This window comes from Aminipila luticellarii (assembly GCF_004103735.1).
Taxonomy (GTDB): domain Bacteria; phylum Bacillota; class Clostridia; order Peptostreptococcales; family Anaerovoracaceae; genus Aminipila; species Aminipila luticellarii.
The window spans coordinates 1,662,460-1,680,742 of sequence record NZ_CP035281.1 but is presented as its reverse complement, the minus strand read 5'-3'; the positions used below and the strand labels follow the sequence as shown (position 1 = coordinate 1,680,742).

Genomic DNA, 18,283 nt, shown 5'->3' with positions numbered 1-18,283 from the left:
AGAAACTGAAGATTCTTAAGAAGTTTGATCCTGAAGCGGAAAGAATCGAGAAGGAAAAGGCTGAAGCAAAGCGAAAGGCCGAAGCCCAGAGAAGAGAACAGGGAAAAACGGAAGAGAACAGACAGAACGGTTCCAGAAATGACTATCAGAGACGGGACGGAAGAAATGATAACCATAACGGACCAAGAAGAGACAATCGAAGCGATAACGGACCGAGAAGAGATAATCGGGACGGTAAAAATGATAATGGACCGAGAAGAGATTACCGAAACGACGGCAGGGGAAATTATCCGAGAAATAATGACAGCAGACCGCCGAGAGCAGCGGGAGACAGGCCTTATTATAATAAAGATAAGGATTCGGACTCAAGGGATCATAGAAACAATGATAAAAAGCCATTCCAGAGAAACGACCGGGCTCACGACAAGGGAAGCGATATTCCGGCACCTATTGTTTCAAAGCCTACTATAAAGAGAGACGAGAAAGAAAAGGATAAGGAAAGAGACAAATTTGCTAAATTAGAGAAGGGCGGAAAGCCAAAGCAGGGGACAAAAACAAGATCCCTTGAAAAGGCACCGAAGCCAAAAAGACACCAACAGAGACCAAAGGTAGTAGAGGAGCCAGAAGTAAGCATGGAAGAGCTTCCAGTAGGAACAAAGGTAATCAATGTGCCGATAACCGTAGCCGGTTTTTGTGAGCAGCTTGAAATATCTACTTCAACCGTAATCATGAAGCTGATGAAGCTGGGCATTATGGCAAATATAAACCAGAATATTGACGAAGATACGGTTCTGGTATTGGCTGATGAACTGGGTGTGAACATTGTAATCGGCAACGTGGAGGAAGAAACCATTGAAGAAGGCCTGGAGACCTTTGAAGATAAGCCGGAAGATCTAAAGCCGAGACCGCCGATTGTGACGGTTATGGGTCACGTAGACCACGGGAAGACTTCCCTGCTGGATGCCATCCGAAAGACCAATGTGACTGCCTCCGAATCCGGTGGAATTACTCAGCACATCGGTGCCTCAGAGGTTATGATAAACGGACAGAAAATTGTATTCTTAGATACACCGGGACATGAAGCCTTTACTGCCATGAGAGCCAGAGGGGCTCACGGTGCGGATATTGCCATTTTGGTCGTTGCGGCAGATGACAGTGTTAAACCGCAGACTATAGAGTCGATCAGCCATGCTAAGGCGGCAGGTGTTCCGATTATCGTAGCAATCAATAAAATTGATAAGCCGGGAGCAAATCCAGATAAGGTCATGCAGGATTTGACGGAGTACGGCATACTGGTTGAAGCTTGGGGCGGGGATACCATTGCGGTTCCTGTTTCCGCAAAATCAGGTGAAGGTATTGTAAATCTGCTGGAAATGGTACTGCTTCAAGCAGAAGTTATGGAACTTAAGGCAAATCCGAACAGACTTGCTATGGGTTCGGTTATCGAAGCGAGACTGGACAAATCAAAGGGTCCGGTTGCTACCCTGCTTGTAACCAACGGGACTCTTCAGTCCGGTATGAGCGTAGTTGCGGGAACCAGCAGCGGAAGAATCAGGCTGATGACCAACTTTAAGGGAGATACCATCAAAAAGGCCGGCCCGGCTACAGCTGTTGAGATTTTAGGTCTGACAGATGTTCCGGAAGCCGGAGATGTGTTCCATGCCGTTCAGGAAGATAAAGTGGCGAGAGAAATTGCCGAGTCCAGAAAGGTGAAACTGAGAGAAGAAGTTCTTGCCAGAAATTCCAGTACCACACTGGAGCAGTTATTCTCACAGATTCAGGAGGGTGAAATAAAAGAACTGAACCTGATCATCAAAGGGGATGTACAGGGCTCCGTGGGAGCATTGGAATCCTCCCTTGAAAAACTTAAAAACGAAAATGTTCGGGTTAAGATCATCCATTCCGGCGTAGGAACGATAACAGAGTCCGATGTAATGCTGGCGGGCACTTCCGGAGCGGTCATTATTGGATTTAATGTAAGGCCAAGTACGGCAGTTTCCACTATGGCAGAGCGGGAAGGCGTTGAAATCAGAACGTACAGAGTTATCTACAATGTGATAGATGATGTGGAAGCCGCTATGAAGGGTATGCTGGATCCTGAATTTAAAGAGGAGCTTTTGGGTAAAGTAGAAGTGAGAACCACCTTTAAAGTACCGGGAGTCGGTACGGTTGCCGGAGCGTATGTAACGGAAGGTAAGGTCGTAAGAAATGCGGATATCCGTTTGGTTCGTGATGGTATCGTTTACCACGAAGGCAAGATTTCATCTTTGAAGAGATTTAAGGATGATGCAAGAGAAGTACAGCATGGATTTGAATGCGGTATTGGTTTTGAAAATTACAATGACCTGAAGGAAGGGGACATTATCGAATGCTTCCAGATGGTAGAGGTAGAAAGAAAATAGGAAGGTAATTGGTAATGGGTAAAGGGTATAGACAAGGCCGTCTCGGTGAAGAAATTAAAAAATTGATTGGAGAATTACTTCTGCGAGAAATTAAAGACCCAAGATTATCAGGATTTGTTAGCATATCTGCTGTGGAGGTCACCTCTGACGGCAGTTATGCTACGGTATACGTTACCGTACTGAACAGCAGTAACGATGAAGAAAAGGCACAGAAGGAAAGAGAAGAGGTCCTTGCCGCTTTTAAAAGTGCAAAAGGTCTGATAAAAAGGGAAATTGGTAAGAGTATTAAATTAAGACATGTTCCTGAACTGATTTTTAAGATGGATACTTCCATGGAGTATGGAAGGCATATTTCAGAATTGATAAGCAGTCTGGGAATAGAGAATTATAAAGAAGAAGAACCGGATGAAGAAGATGAATAAAGCAAATAATACATTAAAAGAAATTGCAGAGATTTTGATGGCTTCAAGAAGTGTGTTGCTGTTTACCCATATCAATATGGACGGCGACACGCTGGGGTCTTCCGTGGCTCTGTGTATAGCACTCCGAAAACTTGGAAAGCAGGCGCATATCCTTATTGAAGATGATGTGGCGGCTTTTTTGCGGTTTTTGGACAAAGGCTATTGTACCTACGATAATCATATTATAGAGAATCCTGATATTTGTCTGTGCATTGACTGTGGTGATGTGGATCGGTTCAGGGAAAGAAAAGAAAAGTTTTTTGAAGGAAAGCAAAAGGGGTGTATTGATCATCATGTTACAACGGAACCTTTTGCTGATTTTAATTTTATAGACCCGACAGCTTCCGCCACAGGTGAAATCATATATGAATTGCTAAAGGAATTGCCTGTAGAGGTGGATAAAGACATTGCTTCGGCTATATTTGCCGCAATTACTACGGATACAGGTAATTTCCAGTACTCCAATACCACGAAAAGAACGCACCTGATTGCAGCCGAATTGTGGGATTATGGGGTCGATTATAATGAAATCAGTGTGGAGCTTTATCAAAACAACCGGCTGGAAAAACTGCTTCTTCAAACAAAAATATTAGAACAGATAACCGTATTTGCCGGCGGAGAAGCTGCTATTTGCGGTGTGACACAGGAAATGCTGGAGGAAACGGAAGGCAGGATGGAAGAAACAGAAGGCATGGTTGAAACCTTACGCGATATTTCAGGGATAGAACTCGCTATTTTTGTAAAAGAAGTGAGCCGGGAGAAGTGCAAGGTCAGCATGCGTTCCAAGAAATATATTAATGTAGCGGAAATAAGTCAGAAGCTGAATGGGGGCGGCCATGCCAGAGCGGCAGGCTGCACGGTGATGAAAAGCTATGAAGACACAAAGCAGGAAATGATGCGGTTAGCAGAAGAATATCTGAAAGGGTAGCAAATGATAGAACAGGGAATTATTAATATTAATAAGCCAAAGAATTACACTTCCCACGATTGTGTCAATATTGTAAGAAGTTTGACCGGGATAAAGCGTGTCGGTCATACAGGAACGCTGGATCCAATGGCTACGGGGGTTCTGCCTGTCTGCATAGGAAGTGCCGCAAGGATAACCGAATATCTCGATTTGGACTTGAAAAAATATACTTGTGAAATCCTTCTTGGAATAGAAACAGATACGCTTGATGTATGGGGAGAAACGGTCTCAGAAAATATAGCCGGGACCGAAGAATTGATCCAGAATGGAAATATCTCGGAGGAAACGGTAAAGCGTACGTTGGAAACCTTTAAGGGGTTGATAGAGCAGATACCGCCTAAATATTCCGCCCTGAAAGTAAACGGACGCAAGCTCTACGAATATGCCAGAGCAGGGGAAACAGTTGAAATCGTTTCAAGGCGGGTGTATATTAAAGATATAAGCTTAAAGGAACTCTCCCTGGATGAGAAAAAATTTACCTTTGAGGTCACATGCTCAAAGGGAACCTATATTCGTTCCATGTGCAGAGATATCGGTGCAGCCTTAAAATGCGGGGCATGCATGAGCGGCCTGATCAGAACGGCCAGCGGAGCCTTTACGGTGGAAAAATCGGTGGATCTGGAGAGCTTAAAAGCACTGAAACAGGGGCAGGATAAAAGAGATCCGGATACAGGCAGAATTGTAGAATATGCCAGAGCACTACCGGAAGAGCTGAACCGCTTTATTGTGCCTGTGGATTTTCCATTGACCCATTTTGGCAAAATCATAGTAGATGAAGATCGAGTAAAATGGTTTTGCGATGGGGGCTATGTCAATGAAAAACAGGTAACCGTCAAAAGCTATCCCCAATTCATGGAGGAAAAGCCCCCGATTGAAGTCAGAAATGAATTCAGGCAGGCGTATAACGCTTATATGGACATAAACGGCAGAGAAGCCTTTCTCGGAGTGGCTTTTTTTAATGAACATACGAAGAATTTTAAAGCAGATAAGGTATTTGGCAGAGGATAAAAAATGATCATTTTCAACAGGTTAGACGAAATTAAGAATATAGAAAATACTGTAGTTGCCCTAGGAAATTTTGATGGGGTGCATAAAGGGCATCAGGCTCTTATTGCAAGGACTGTAAAAACAGCAGAAGCAGCTAACTTAAAAAGTGCTGTTTTTACTTTTTCAAATCATCCCAAGAATGTGAACTGCGGTGAGCTTATTGTTAAAAATATTTTATATTTTGATGAAAAGGCAAAGATTATTGAAAATTTAGGAGTAGACTATTTATTTAATATTCCTTTTGATGAACAGATACGCCAGATGAAGCCCATTGATTTTATAGATCACGTTTTGATTGGAAAGTTCAATATGAAGCAGGCTTATTGCGGCTTTAATTACAAATTTGGGTACAAGGCAGAAGGCACACCGGAAGTTTTAATGCACGAGGGGATACAAAAGGGTTTTGGCATTCACGTATTGGAACCGTTTCAAATCGACGGCAATTTAGTGAGCAGCACCTTTATCAGGAATCTGATAGCAGAAGGAAGAGTAGATCAGTGCATGAAATATATGGGCAGGAATTATGCCATAGGTGGTGAGGTGGTGGTTGGCAATAAAATCGGACGAACCATCGGATTTCCCACCTCAAACCTGATTATTGACGAAAGTATGGTGACTCCTCCAAACGGTGTATATGTTACGTATTGCACCTATAACGGCAAGAGATATCCAAGCGTAACCAATGTAGGTGTGAAACCGACAATCGGGAACTATAAAAAAAATGTGGAAACTCATATCTTTAATTTTAATAAAGAGTTATACGGCAAGACGATTCGTGTCGAATTTCTGGAAAAGACCAGAGATGAAAGAAAGTTTGCAAGTGTAGAGGAATTATCTAAGCAGATTACAAGCGATTGTATTATGGCAAAAGATTATCATAGAAGAACTAGATAGCGGTGGGGTATATGATAAAAGATTGGAGCGGGCTGATCATCATTTTTTTAGCCATATTACTTCTGGTCATCGAGACAAGTAACAGAAAGCTCAAAGCTTTTTTGTACGTTGACAGCAATACAGGGAAGGCGTCCCCAGCCAGATTTCAAGTGGATGCCAGAGCTTTGCTGGATAATGCAAAACCGGATGAGTTTATGCTGGTGAGTATTGACGTAAATAATTTTAAATATATTAATGATATTTATGGATATGATGCAGGCAATAAGGTGCTCAAGCTTTTGGCAGAGCATATAGAAAGGCTTCTGCCGGGAGAAATCACGCTGAATGCCAGAAGAACAGCAGATAATTTTGTGTTTATCAGCAGAACCTGCAATAAAGAAAGAATATTTGAATCCCTGTCAGATGATCAGGAATTAAAGTGGTATGTGAAACAGCTTTTGGGGTCGGATTATGATTTGACCTTGAGCATTGGAGCTTACGTTATTCATCAGCCCACGAAAAATATATCGGTCATGCTGGATTATGCGAATATAGCAAAGAAAACGGTAAAGGGAAAAGTCGGAAACCCTATTGCGGAATATACGCCGGAAATGGATCGGAATATGGAACTGAAAAAGAAGATTACGATTGGGATGGAGGCAGGACTTCTGCACGGTGAATTTGTTCTTTGTATGCAGCCGAAATACTCCTTGTCGGACGAATCTATGAGCGGTGCTGAAGTTTTGGTAAGATGGCATCATCCGGAGATGGGACTGCTGTCCCCGATGATGTTCATTCCCTTGTTCGAAGAAAATGGGTTTATTGAAAAACTGGATATGTACATATTTGAAGCGACCTGTCAGGAGCTGCAAAAGTGGAAACGGGCCGGAATATTAAATATCCCCAGAATTTCTGTCAATATTTCAAGAGTGACTTTGGGCAGGAAAAATATCGTGAAAGAGCTGATCGCAATCGCCGAAAGATATAACCTTGAAACAGACAGCCTGGAGGTTGAAATAACGGAAGGAACATTGGAACGGAGCACAGAAAGGATTATAAAAATAATCAACGATCTAAAATCTGCGGGGTTCTATGTATCCATAGATGATTTTGGCAGCGGATACTCGTCGCTTAGTATTTTAAAGGATATGCCGGCTGACATTATAAAGATAGACAAAGAGTTCCTGTCTGAGACTTTTGACAGCCAGAAGGGCAAAAAGATCATCAACAGTGTGATTCAGATGTCCAAAGAATTAAATCTGGAAATCGTTGCAGAGGGAATCGAAACAAAGGAGCAGGCTGAATCCTTAAAATCTATGAATTGTGATGTGGCTCAGGGATATTATTTTGCCAAGCCTATGCCGCTGGAAGCTTTTAAGAAGCTGATAAAAATTACTAGACAATAACATCCGATCATGGTATGATTAATTGTCAACGTATAATTGCCTTTTGCTTAGTTTCTCGAAACTCCGACGAAGACCCGGCAAAGGTGAATGAAGAAAAGGAGAATAAAACATGATTGATCAGACAAAGAAAGCAGAAATTATTAAAGAATATCAGTTAAAAGAAGGAGACACCGGCTCCCCTGAAGTGCAGATTGCAGTTCTCACTTACAGAATTAACGATTTAAATGAGCATTTGAAGATTCATAAGAAAGACCATCACTCAAGAAGAGGTCTTTTAAAGATGGTTGGACAGAGAAGAAACCTTCTTAATTACCTAAAGGATAAGGATATTGAGAGATATAGAAGTCTTATTGCACGTTTAGGATTAAGAAAGTAATCAGAAATACAAGCGGGGCATATAGCTCCGCTTTTATTTTATATAACGAAGGACATATCCTTTACGATATGGACAGCATTTCATAAAGGGCTGCCATTGAGGTGACCGAATGGGAGCTAAAGCGCCTCACAGAGGCTTTTTTAATCATGCATAATACGATGCAGATTGGAAAAAATAGAGCAAGGATTAACAGGAGGTAGTTGTTAATATGGCGAGATTTGAAGATTACAGGACGTTTAGAACAGCGTTAGGCGGAAGATTGCTGCAAGTGGAGATCGGTAAGGTTTGTGAACAGGCCAATGGACAGGCTATGCTTAGATATGGTGATACAGTGGTAAATGTAACCTGCTGTACATCAAAAGAGCCAAGACCGGACATTGACTTTTTCCCGCTTAGTGTTGATTATGAAGAAAGAATGTATGCCGCCGGAAAGATTCCGGGCGGTTTTATAAAAAGAGAAGGAAGGCCAAGCGAAAAGGCTATTTTGAATTCCAGACTGATAGACCGGCCGATCAGGCCCCTTTTCCCGAAAGGATATTATAATGATGTAGTCGTTGTGGCTACCGTTATGTGTGTGGATCCGGACTGCTCACCGGAAATCGTAGGAATGCTGGGATCTTCTATTGCACTTTCTATTTCGGATATTCCGTGGGAAGGTCCGACAGCTTCCGTTCTTGTGGGAATGATCGATGGGGAATTCATCGTGAACCCTACCTTGGAGCAGCGGGAAAAATCCGAGATGCATTTAGTTGTTTCCGGTACGAAAGAGGCTATTATGATGGTGGAAGCCGGGGCAAAAGAAGTTCCGGAAGAAACCATGCTGGACGCCATCATGTTTGCGCATGAGGAAATTAAAAAATTAGTAGATTTTATTGAAGAAATTATTGCAGAGGTAGGCAAACCAAAGCTGGAAGTAGAGCTTTATAAAATTCCGGAGGAAATCGATCAGGCTGTAAGAGCCTTTGCCATTGACAAAATGAAAGCGGCTATTAAAACAGTGGATAAGCTTGAGAGACTGGACAATATGGATGCGGTCGAAGTAGAAACAAAGGAACATTTTGCAGAGGTTTATCCGGAAAACGGAAAAGATATTGCTGGTGTACTTTATAATATTACCAAGGAAAATGTTCGTTCCATGATTTTGGATGAAGGGATCCGACCGGATAACAGAAAGACTACGGAAATAAGACCGATCTGGTGTGAGACAGGCATCTTACCGAGAACGCATGGTACAGGCCTGTTCAAGAGAGGGCAGACTCAGGTCCTTTCTGTTTGCACGCTGGCACCGGCCTCGGAAGCTCAGGTCATTGACGGCATTACAGAGGATACAGAAAAGAGATATATGCATCATTACAATTTCCCGGCATATTCTGTAGGAGAAGCCAGAACCTCCAGAAGCCCGGGAAGAAGAGAAATCGGACATGGTGCATTAGCGGAAAGGGCATTAATTCCGGTACTGCCAAGCGTAGAAGAATTCCCGTATGCGATTCGTGTCGTATCGGAAGTACTGTCCTCAAACGGTTCGACTTCTATGGGCTCGACTTGTGGTTCATGCCTTGCGCTGATGGATGCGGGAGTTCCGATTAAGAGACCGGTCTCCGGTATCGCAATGGGTCTTATCGAAAGAGTGGAAGAGGATGGCAGCAGTAAGATTGCGATTCTTTCCGATATACAGGGTATGGAAGATTTCTTAGGCGATATGGACTTTAAGGTAACCGGTACGGAAGTGGGAGTTACAGCGATTCAAATGGATATCAAAGTGCATGGACTCTCCAGAGAGATTTTGCAGGATGCTTTAAAACAGGCAAAAGAAGGAAGAATGCACATCATGAAGGAAATGCTGGATGAAATCCCGGCTCCAAGAGAAGAAATGTCCGCTTATGCGCCGAGAGCTATTACCTTAAATATTGATCCGGACAAGACCAGAATCGTTATCGGTCCCGGAGGAAAGACCATTAACAGGATCATCGACGAAACAGGGGTCAAGATCGACATTTCGGATGACATTCCGGGGCTGATCAGCATCTACAGCCCGAATATGGAAGGAGCGGAAGCTGCTAAAAAGCAGATTGAGCTTCTTACTAAGGACGTAGAAGTAGGAGAAATCTATGAAGGTACGGTTACAAGAATTATGAACTTTGGTGCTTTCATTGAAATATTACCGGGCAAGGAAGGACTTCTTCACATTTCAAAGATGGCCAAGGAAAGAGTAGAAAAGGTGGAAGATGTGATGAATATCGGAGATACTGTAACGGTGAAGGTTACTGAAATCGACAGTCAGAACAGAATCAACCTTTCCCGAAAAGAATTGCTTTAAAATCAGTTGAAACGATTATGATAATAAAGGCAGAGAATCTTGTGATTCTCTGCCTTTTGACATATATTGCACGGTGAAGTATAATGATTCTATTATTTCAGGATAAAGAGGTAACTGAGCATGGAATTAAGCTTGGATATAATTTGGATAGTCATTTGTGGTTGTTTTGTTTTTTTTATGCAGGCGGGTTTAACCTGCTTAGAAGTAGGTTTTATCCAAAGTAAGAATGTCATCTTTGTATCCATTGAGAATCTGCTTACCTTTATGGTCACTACGATTTGTTTCTGCTTGGTGGGATTTCCGCTCATGTTTGGAAAAACCTTTCACGGAATGGTAGGCGTGAGTCTCTGGGGGTTGAAGCATATTACTTCACAGAATCCTCTGGGATTTGCTTTCGTTTTCATAGAATTAATGTTTGCAGGGGTCGCGGTAACTATTTTTGCGGGAGCCATGTCGGAACGAACAAAGATCATTCCCTTGCAGATCGCGGCCTTTGTAAGCAGCATACTGATCTATCCCGTATATGGACATTGGGTATGGGGCGGAAATTTTCTCGATCAAAATACATGGCTGCAGAAAATGGGCTATATCGATTGTGCAGGGGCTTCTGTCGTACATGTTACGGCCGGATTTATCGCCCTGGCAGGAATATCAGCAGTGGGAGGCCGTAAAAAAGCTACTTCGGGAAGGTCTAATATTCCAATTGCGACTTTAGGCGTCTTCATATTATGGTTCGGCTGGATGGGGTTTAACGGCGGCAGCACATTCCGGTTTTCGGAAGAAGTGGGGCTCGCGGTTTTAAATACCAATTTATCTGCTGCGTCGGGCATGGCGGGAGCTTTGATTTTGAATTTTATAATGAAAAGAAACGGAGGATATCTGGTTTCGTTATTTAACGGAGTTTTAGGAGGCCTTGTCGCGATTACAGCGGCAGCTTTTTACTGCACACCAATAGCTGCTGTAGAAATCGGTTTTATTACGGGAATCATCGTGGATACTTCAAGATATCTACTGGAAAGATGGAAATTGGATGATGCAGTAAATGCCATTCCGGCTCACCTGGTGGGAGGTATCGCGGGGTGCCTGCTGTTGCCCTTTTTTATTGAGGAACAATATCTGAATCTGCCGGACAGGATTTCACAGTTTGGCGTTCAGGTTATTGGAATTCTGGCAAATTTCGTATGGGTGTTCGGACTGTCTTATATCATGTTCCTGATATTGAATAAAACGATTGGTCTCAGAGTTACCCCGGAGGAAGAGGAAAAAGGACTGAACATCGTAGAATTTGAAGACTATTATTCGTGGGAAAAATATATAGAAATATCTGGATTTGAAGCAGAAATAAAAGAAAAGAATAACCTGCTGAGAAAGCAGGCAAGGCTCCTTGTGGTCACAGAGGAACAGGAGAGAAAAAAATTGGCAAGAGATCTGCACGATGGTGTGGGCCAGAGTCTGGCTGCTTTAAAATTAATGCTTGGATTAACCAAAAAACAAATAAAAGAAGAAGAAAATGAGCACCTTTCCTTAATTATGGGAAAAGCATTAAAGCTGGCAGAAACCTCTATAGAGGAAATGCGCGAGGTATTAAATAATTTAGGCCCTAAGATACTGGAAGAAAAAGGACTGACCGAAGCCGTCAGAGCGCTGGTTGAGAAAGTAAATGAATTAGATGGCATCACCTGCAGGCTAAAAATTGAAAATGAATTGCCTTCCCTTGATAATACCATAGCATTGAACATTTATCGGGTCCTGCAGGAGGCTTTGACAAATGTAATAAAACATTCAAAAGCCAGGAATGTTTCCATGACGATTTCTTTTCATGCTGAAAAAAACCTGTATGTGTTTAAAGTTACAGATGATGGAATAGGCTTTCAGGTTAATGAAAATGAACTGGGACTGGGCATTCTATCCATGGGAGACAGGGTGAAAATGTTAGGAGGCAATTTCCAGGTTTCAAGCAGAATTAAAGGCGGAACAACCGTAATGATGGAGGTGCCTGTTCATGACGGAAAATAAGATAAAAATATTTTTGGCGGATGACCATAAGATGTTGAGAGAATCTTTGGAGATCCTGTTATCTCAGGAAGATGACATTGAGGTAGTAGGAGAGGCAGATGACGGAATTGAAGCAGAGACACTTTGCTTACAGAGAAAAGCAGATGTCTTGCTTTTAGACATATCCATGCCAAGGAAAAGCGGACTGGATGTATGTAAAAATTTAAGCTATTCTTATCCGGAATTAAAAGTCATTTTTTTGACTATGCACAAAAACGAGGAAATGCTGGCAGAAGCTTTTAACAATGGAGCGAAAGGGTATGTTCTGAAAGAAAATGCCTTTGAAGAGCTGATCACGGCAGTACGGAAGGTCATGGACGGGGAGATATATGTTTCTTCTGTTCTTGCCCCTGTCATGCTGAATGGATTTCTTCAGAACGAAAAATCAAATAAAGAGTTATCGGGACGGGAGCGGGAAGTGCTCAAGCTTCTTGCGGAAGGATTCAGCAATAAAGAAATTGCGGACTTCCTGATGATATCGGTTAAAACGGTAGAAACTCACAGAGCGAATATTATGAGAAAACACAACTTTAAAAATATTACGGAGCTGGTGCTGTATGCAGCGCGAAACCATCTGATCGAGCTTTAAAGGTTTTTCCTGACGAGATTAAGGGTTTTATGGTATTTAAACTGTATCTCAATTTGTATACACTTTACTTGTTAGATTTATTATTTATTTTTATTGAAGGGAAGTGTAAGAATGATTAATTCAGGAGATACAGCATTTGTCATCGTGTGTGCTGCTCTGGTTTGTCTGATGACACCTGGGCTGGCGTTTTTTTATGGTGGTCTGGTATCGAGAAAAAATGTATTGACGATTATGATGCAGAGCTTTGTATCTATGGGAGTCGTTACGATTATTTGGTTCTTATTTGGTTTTTCACTGACATTTGGACCAGATGTTCATGGAATTATTGGAGGTCTTAAATATTTATGCCTAAATGGGGTAGGGATGACTCCAAATCCGCGCTACGGTGCTACGATTCCGTTTATAACCTTTTTCAGTTATCAGCAGATGTTCGCGATTATTACGCCTGCTCTGATTACAGGGGCTTTTGCGGACAGAGTGAATTTTAAAAGTTACTTGGTATTTTTAATTGCATGGAGCATTTTAATTTATATTCCGTTGGCTCACTGGGTATGGGGCGGAGGATTCCTGCAGCAGATGGGAGTTGTTGATTTCGCGGGAGGCATCGTTGTTCATGCCAGTGCAGGACTAGCTGCTCTAGCTTCGGTATTCTTTGTAGGAAAAAGAAAACTGATCAGCAAAGCCGATCTCGAGCCTCATAATATAACCCATGTGGCATTAGGTACAGCATTGCTGTGGTTTGGATGGTTCGGATTTAATGCAGGGGGAGGTCTTGCTGCTGATTCATTAGCTTCCATTGCATTTATTAATACAGATATAAGCGCTTCTGTTGCTATGGTTACATGGCTTGTTATCTCGTGGATCAAAGAAAAAAAACCAAGCTTTGTGGGAATTTTGACCGGTTCTGTAGCAGGGCTTGCAACGATCACTCCGGCGGCGGGGTTTGTAGAACCTTGGGCCGCAGCTTTAATCGGTCTCGCTGCTGGTGCCGTATGTTATTATGCGGTACAGTTCAGACAGAAAGTGGATTGGGATGATGCCTTGGATGTATGGGGGGTACACGGTGTCGGCGGTATCCTTGGAAGCATTTTGGTAGGTGTCTTTGCGGTTAAATCGGTAAACGGTGTAGATGGCCTGATTTACGGGGATTTCCATCAGTTTGGCATTCAATTATTTGCAACAATCTTCGCATCTGTCTATGCTTTTGTCGTAACTTATATGATATTGAAGGTGATCAACTGCTTCATGCCTGTTCGCGTAAGTGAAGAAGAGGAAAAGATGGGGCTTGATATTTCCATCCACAGAGAGGAAGCGTATCATATTTAATTGCCGTAAAATTTAACGAAATTATTAAAAACAGGTCGTTCTCAGCGGCCTGTTTTTTGTGTTCCTCTATTTTGTCATCGCACATGAAAAGTGCTTAAAAAGAGTCGCAGTTTAGTTGAAACTACGCCCTTTTTCATTATATATTGACACAGTAATAATTGTCAAATTAAAAAAAATAATGACAAAAATGGTATTTTTGGTATATTTATAAAGGTAATATACGGAAAATATGGAGTTTTTCTCTCCTATTATCATGTATTCGCCGTCAATTATAACGTCATTTGAAAGGAGAAAAAAGCTAATGGCACGCAGAGGAGAAAATGTTTATAAACGTAAGGATGGACGATGGGAAGGACGTATCTTGAAATCGGATGGAAAATATCACTCGATTTATGCGAAAACCTATAAAGAAATAAAGGAGAAGAAAAATAACTATCAAGAGAAGGGAGTATATCAGGAAGAGGTAAACCATTCTTCAAAAAATTCGGCAGAGTTATTTGAGGTGTGGCTTGAAACGGAGATTGCTGGAAGGGTAAAACCTTCTACTTACGGGAGCTACTATTTCGTCATGCAGAATTACGTCATTCCTTTTTTTAACCGGAATGGTCATGAACGCATTACAGAGCTTTCTGCTTCCCAATTTGTAAAATCTATTAAGGATAATCTTTCTTTAGCCGAATCCTATAAGCGAAAAATTATTTCCGTTTTTAAGCTGGCATTGAAAGAAATTTTAAAAGATTCAAAGGAGTATTCCCTTATAGAGCGAAATATTAAATTGCCCAAGAGCGAATGTGACGCGGTTCAGGTCTTTTCCATTATGGAGCAGCGAAAAATTGAAAGCACGATCCTCGATTGGGAGGATCAACGGGCTATGGGAATTTTGTTGTGTTTTTATACAGGCATAAGGCTTGGAGAGCTTTGTGGGCTCAGATGGGGGGATATGGATCTGGAAGCTGGAACCATGGTCATTATGAGAACCGTATCGCGTATAAAAAATTTTCAGCCTGGCGGGAAGAAGACCATGCTATTTATCGGCAGACCAAAGAGCCAAAAATCTATACGAAAAATTCCGCTTCCCGATTTTTTATTAAAATTAATTGCACCGTTTAAGATGCAGTCACTAAACGAAGAGGATTATGTTTTTTCTGGTACGGATATACCCATGGATCCCAGAACTTATCAGAAAATGTACAAAAGAATATTGTCTAAAGCAGGCGTGCAGGACCGTAAATTTCATGCGATTCGGCACACTTTTGCCACAAGAGCTTTGGAACTAGGCATTGATATTAAGACACTCAGTGAAATACTGGGGCATTCCAATGTTTCTATTACACTTAATATTTATGCCCATTCGCTCATGGAGCAAAAAAAATTAGCCATTGACCGTTTTAATGTAATGCATATGAAGCACATGCATTCACCGTCAATTACTCCGTCAGGCCGGTATGAAACCCAATCATTTAAATAACTCTTGGAAAAGTTTCGTAGTTTCAACTAAACTGCGAATGAGTGCGGTAAATTTCTGAGTATTAGATTCTCCCAAAGGATTGTTTTTTATTCATTATTTGTGATTTCACGGAAGCTGTGGTTTTATTTTACTAAGTTTAGGTAGGAAAGGATATAACAAGATGAAAAAGTGGTTTGAGAACATCAATATTGCAAGAAAGCTGAGGACAGGATTTCTGTTTATCACCTTTTTGAGTATAGTTATTGGTCTTATTGGCGTTGCGAACATTATTAATATCGGAGGTCATCAGCAGAAAACATATGATCAATGCACCTTGGGTATTAAATATTCTGCAAACGCAAATGTCTATTTTCTGAAAGCCAGAACAGCGGTAAGAGATTTATATATGAACTATGGCATGGATAATAAAACATATTCTGCGGACGTTTCAACTCAGTTGGATACGGCAGAGGAAAATCTAACCCTTTACAGTAAGACCATAAGCAGTGATGAAGATCAAAAAGCATTTGATCAGCTCAAAACGGTTTATGCAGAATATACGGAAAATGTCAATAAGGCACTGGAAGCCGCTGATTCAGGAAAAACAAAGGAGGAGCTGCTGCAGATCATCAACGAATCAAAAGAAACATCGCAACAGGCAGAGCAGGCCTTTAAAGAAATTCGAGAATATAATGACACGTTGGCTTTCAATCAAATAAAAGCGGATAGCCGTTCCTCAAAGATCGCTATAGCTGCCATGCTTGTTTCTATGGCCATTGCATTTATTCTGTCCATGCTTTTGAGCGGGTATATATCAAAGCTGATCAGCCAGCCCATGCAGACCTTTGCGGATTTTGCCGGGCTTCTTGCGGCCGGGGACATTGATGCAGGCAAGGTCATTGATGAGGAGGGGAAGGAAGCCCTTGGTTCGAGAAAGGATGAAGTGGGAAAACTGGCGCAGGCTTTTAACGAAGTCATTGCAAGCACCATGGAGCAGGCACAGCAGACAAAACGGGTATCAGAAGGAGATTTGACCGTCGTTGTTCCCATTCGATCCGAGGAGGATGTACTGGGGAAAGCTCTGTCAAGTCTGGTGGAAAAGTTCAATACCCTTGCCACTTCTATCGTTTCTTCCGCAAACCAGGTGGATTCCGGGGCAAGACTTGTATCGGATTCCAGTATTTCACTTTCTCAGGGAGCCACGGAGCAGGCCAGTTCTGTAGAAGAATTGACCGCATCCTTAGAAGAGCTGATGGCCCGAACGGAAGAAAATGCTAAAACAGCGAAGGATACGGATAATCTTGCAAAAGAAATTAAAACGGAAGCCGAATCCGGAAATGTCCAGATGCTGAACATGCTGCATGCAATGGAAGAAATCAATGCCTCATCAGACAATATCGGAAAAATCATAAAAGTAATTGAAGATATTGCTTTCCAGACCAATATTTTGGCACTCAATGCTGCGGTGGAAGCAGCTAGAGCCGGTCAGCACGGAAGAGGCTTTGCGGTTGTCGCGGATGAAGTCAGAAGCCTTGCCGGACAGTCGGCTAAGGCTGCGAAGGAAACGTCTGAACTGATCCGAAGCTCCATTAGTAAGGTGGAGGAAGGGACCAGGACAGCCGGTGAAACTGCAGAAGAACTGAATAAAATCGTAACCGGCATTACAAAAGTGACCGGACTTATCGATAATATTGCTTCTGCTTCAAATGAGCAGGCGGCTGCCATGGAACAGATCAATCAAGGGATTTTGCAGATTTCACAGGCGACGCAAAGTACGGCTGCCGCTTCGGAAGAAAGTGCCGCAGCCAGTGAGGAACTGTCAGGACAGGCCGATCTATTAAAAGAATGCGTCAGCGTGTTTAAACTAAAGAACAGCGGCATATAAAATTCAGAGCAGTAAAAATATGGTCAGAAATGGAAGAACAGAGTTTAAAAAAATATGCCCATGGTATAAATATACTGAATAGGGTGTGCGGGGATAAAGAAAAAATAAACAGAAAGGACACTATAAGATGATTTGGAAGGAAAAGTATAAAGTGGGTGTAGAACTGATTGATCAGCAGCACGAAGAACTTTTTAAACGGGTGACAGAATTTGTGGAAACCTTGCGTTCACCAGTGGAGTGGAATGAAAAGGTGGATCAGGTGAATCAGACCCTTGAATTTATGAAAAACTATGTGGTGACGCATTTTCGAGATGAGGAAGCTTATCAGAAGAAAATTGGATATGAGGAATTGGAAAATCACACTAAAATACATAATGACATGGTTCAATATGTGTCGGATGTGGCAGAGGAGTACGCAGTAAAGGGATTTGACGAACAGTTAATGCAGCAGTTTGCAGGGAAATTATTGGCGTGGCTGATCAATCATGTAACGGTGGAAGATCAAAAAATTGCCGATTACGCTGAAAAAAGGCAGGTGAAAGGCAATGAATGAAAAAATTATGACGGGCTTCACGGATGCGGCGCAGGATGTGTTAAAGGCCATGCTGGATCTGGAAGTGGAAGTAGAAGCTCCTGAAAAGCCGGAATCGTCTGCTGCAAAAAACAAGGTTATTGTTGCGGTCGGATTGATCGGAGATATATCCGGTGAGACGTGTTTTTGTTTTCCCGAAAAAACGGCCTTGGAAATTGTCAAAAATATGTGCGGAATGGAGATCGAAAAGGTAGATGATTTTGTAACGTCCGCATTGGGCGAAATATCGAATATTATTTGCGGGAACGCTGCAACAGGGCTTTCCCAGCAGCAGATTGCCTGTGATATCCTTCCCCCTAAAATATCCGTGAAGGACGGAAAGACTCCTTATGAAGACGAAGAAAGCTCACAAGTGATTAATTCTACCATTCACACCGAAGCAGGGAATATGGGTGTGGCTATAAAAATTGAGGAATAATAAATAAAATGATGGATCATACCGGTATGATCGGTGTAATATTTGGAGAGGCTGTCTCAAGATGAGAGGGCCTCTTTTTTTATTCCATAGGAAATGGCATAGCCGATTTTTGTGAGGGTTTG

Annotated in this window: 15 protein-coding genes; all 15 read left to right on the top strand. The window is 42.1% G+C overall.

Going from position 1 to position 18,283, the window contains the following annotated elements; genetic code table 11:
* Nucleotides 1–437 precede the first annotated feature (437 nt).
* The 15 genes from infB (at nt 438) to EQM06_RS07605 (ending at nt 18,161) form a co-directional block, all read left to right on the top strand.
* Nucleotides 438–2,402, top strand: coding sequence for a translation initiation factor IF-2 (infB, locus tag EQM06_RS13360; protein ID WP_408608680.1), 1,965 nt, complete (start codon nt 438–440; stop codon nt 2,400–2,402).
* Between the two features lie 14 nt (nt 2,403–2,416).
* A complete protein-coding gene (gene rbfA, locus EQM06_RS07670) occupies nt 2,417–2,824 on the top strand; it encodes a 30S ribosome-binding factor RbfA (protein WP_128745774.1) in 408 nt (135 codons plus the stop codon).
* Nucleotides 2,808–3,791, top strand: coding sequence for a DHH family phosphoesterase (locus EQM06_RS07665; RefSeq protein ID WP_128745773.1), 984 nt, complete (start codon nt 2,808–2,810; stop codon nt 3,789–3,791). Before rbfA ends, EQM06_RS07665 begins: the two co-directional genes overlap by 17 nt.
* 3 nt (nt 3,792–3,794) lie before the next feature.
* A complete protein-coding gene (truB, locus tag EQM06_RS07660) occupies nt 3,795–4,838 on the top strand; it encodes a tRNA pseudouridine(55) synthase TruB (RefSeq protein ID WP_128745772.1) in 1,044 nt (347 codons plus the stop codon).
* Nucleotides 4,839–4,841: 3 nt separating this feature from the next.
* Nucleotides 4,842–5,771 carry a bifunctional riboflavin kinase/FAD synthetase gene (locus EQM06_RS07655; RefSeq protein WP_128745771.1) on the top strand — a complete coding sequence of 310 codons (930 nt, stop codon included), beginning with the start codon at nt 4,842–4,844 and terminating at the stop codon, nt 5,769–5,771.
* Between the two features lie 11 nt (nt 5,772–5,782).
* Entirely contained in the window at nt 5,783–7,156 is a 1,374-nt protein-coding gene (locus tag EQM06_RS07650) for a putative bifunctional diguanylate cyclase/phosphodiesterase (protein ID WP_128745770.1), read from the top strand.
* 109 nt (nt 7,157–7,265) lie between these two features.
* On the top strand, nt 7,266–7,532 hold the full coding sequence (gene rpsO / locus EQM06_RS07645) for a 30S ribosomal protein S15 (RefSeq protein ID WP_128745769.1): 267 nt from the start codon (nt 7,266–7,268) through the stop codon (nt 7,530–7,532).
* A gap of 208 nt (nt 7,533–7,740) precedes the next feature.
* Nucleotides 7,741–9,849 (top strand): polyribonucleotide nucleotidyltransferase, encoded by a 2,109-nt coding sequence (locus EQM06_RS07640; protein WP_128745768.1) that lies wholly within the window; start codon nt 7,741–7,743, stop codon nt 9,847–9,849.
* Nucleotides 9,850–9,969: 120 nt separating this feature from the next.
* Entirely contained in the window at nt 9,970–11,865 is a 1,896-nt protein-coding gene (locus EQM06_RS07635) for a histidine kinase (protein WP_128745767.1), read from the top strand.
* A complete protein-coding gene (locus EQM06_RS07630) occupies nt 11,852–12,493 on the top strand; it encodes a response regulator (protein ID WP_128745766.1) in 642 nt (213 codons plus the stop codon). Before EQM06_RS07635 ends, EQM06_RS07630 begins: the two co-directional genes overlap by 14 nt.
* A 111-nt stretch (nt 12,494–12,604) precedes the next feature.
* Nucleotides 12,605–13,819: an ammonium transporter gene (locus EQM06_RS07625; RefSeq protein WP_128745765.1), complete on the top strand. Its 1,215-nt coding sequence runs from the start codon at nt 12,605–12,607 to the stop codon at nt 13,817–13,819.
* A 301-nt stretch (nt 13,820–14,120) separates the two neighbouring features.
* On the top strand, nt 14,121–15,287 hold the full coding sequence (locus EQM06_RS07620; RefSeq protein ID WP_128745764.1) for a site-specific integrase: 1,167 nt from the start codon (nt 14,121–14,123) through the stop codon (nt 15,285–15,287).
* 160 nt (nt 15,288–15,447) lie between these two features.
* Entirely contained in the window at nt 15,448–17,151 is a 1,704-nt protein-coding gene (locus tag EQM06_RS07615; RefSeq protein ID WP_128745763.1) for a methyl-accepting chemotaxis protein, read from the top strand.
* Between the two features lie 127 nt (nt 17,152–17,278).
* Entirely contained in the window at nt 17,279–17,704 is a 426-nt protein-coding gene (locus tag EQM06_RS07610) for a bacteriohemerythrin (RefSeq protein WP_128745762.1), read from the top strand.
* Entirely contained in the window at nt 17,697–18,161 is a 465-nt protein-coding gene (locus EQM06_RS07605) for a chemotaxis protein CheX (RefSeq protein WP_128745761.1), read from the top strand. The genes EQM06_RS07610 and EQM06_RS07605 overlap by 8 nt, the downstream gene beginning before the upstream one ends.
* Nucleotides 18,162–18,283: the final 122 nt, after the last annotated feature.